The sequence below is a fragment of the Alteromonas sp. 4NH20-0104 genome, from assembly GCF_057547795.1.
Genome location: NZ_BAAJLP010000066.1, coordinates 1 through 1,432 on the forward strand (window position 1 = coordinate 1; position 1,432 = coordinate 1,432).

Sequence of the window (1,432 nt, forward strand, 5' to 3'; positions counted from 1 at the left end):
TAATGCCGATCAGTTAAGAAATTTATACTGATCGGTTGACCGATCTTTCTACGGGTTCACAATCCGATATCAGTCTCTGGTATCGGATTTTTTTATGTCTTTACTTACACACCTCGATGATACATTTGGTCATGCACAAGACTTGAATGCTATCGATAAACTGATGTCCTTCGTTGACCCTGAACTTCTCCAGCAAGCTTATGAATTATCAGGTGTAGCGACCGTCAGACGTCGTCGATTACCTCTGGATTCGGTTGTTTTTACCATTGTTGGTATGAGTCTTTTCCGTAACGATCCTGTCTGGGACATTGCGAATAAACTCGATGTTTTGCTACCGGGTAAAAAGCGTTTTGTTGCCCCTAGTGCAGTGGTACAAGCCCGCCAACGATTGGGGGCCGATGCCGTCGGACACACCTTTAAACTGATGGCACAGAGGGCATTTGGTGAGTACGCTTTTGAGCAGTGGTGTGGTTTAAATGTACTGGCGGTTGATGGCGTGATGTTTCGTACTCAGGATACTACTGAGAATCTTGATGCATTTGGTTGCGACCGGAATGCCAGGGGGGATAATCCGTACCCGCAGGTACGCATGTGCAGCCTGATGGAAACGTCCAGTCACCTTCTTCTGGCCAGTGAATTTGACAGCCGGAATGTGGGAGAGATGTCTCTTGCAGAGCGGCTTATCCCTTCTGTTCCTGATAACTCTCTGACCCTGTTCGACAGAGGCTATTACTCGCTAGGGCTACTCTACTTGTGGATGACTAAAGGGGTTAACACGCACTGGATGCTTCCCGCCCGTAAAGATTTACAGTACACAGTGAAACATCAACTAAGCGAACATGATGCTTTAGTGACCCTAGCGACATCGCCTCAGGCACGAAAGAAGTTTGATGGTTTACCTGAAACTATTGAAGCGAGACTGACCCGCTACGAAGTCGACGGGAAGACCTACCGCGTACTTAGTTCAATGGTTGATGCGATGCAGTTTCCCTACGAAGAAGTTGTTGATGTGTATGTTCAGCGCTGGGAAATAGAGTTGGGCTTCAGGGAAATGAAACAGACTCTGCATCAGGCAAAACTGACGCTTCGTAGTAAGAAACCTGAGATGGTGCGTCAGGAACTGTGGGGACTATTGCTCGCCTACAACCTGATTAGAATGATGATGCTAGATGCAGTAAAAGACATACCTGACTTATCTCCCTCCAGGCTTAGCTTCGGACTCTGTATGAGGCATATTATCGTGTTCTTCCTGACCACTATCCCAGACACAGTGACCAAACTGCCAGTTCACTATGAATACCTGATGGAATCGTTAAGGATGATGAGGTTACCGGACAAACGACCTGACAGGTATTATCCACGAGTGGTAAGGAAGAGACCGGCTAAATACCCCTCAAAGAAAAATGCCAATCAGCTTAACTGACTGGCATTA

The 1,432-nt window shown here is 46.9% G+C and carries 1 protein-coding gene; it reads left to right on the plus strand.

Annotated elements, in window-relative coordinates; all coding sequences use genetic code 11:
• The first annotated feature begins 94 nt into the window (after positions 1-94).
• Positions 95-1,423: an IS4 family transposase gene (locus AC27IB_RS23415; RefSeq protein WP_487124042.1), complete on the plus strand. Its 1,329-nt coding sequence runs from the start codon at positions 95-97 to the stop codon at positions 1,421-1,423.
• The last annotated feature ends 9 nt before the right edge of the window (positions 1,424-1,432 follow it).

Coding starts and splice junctions, on each gene's coding strand:
- AC27IB_RS23415 (WP_487124042.1), top strand. CDS start 95: ATGTCTTTACTTACACACCTCGATGATACATTTGGTCATGCACAAGAC.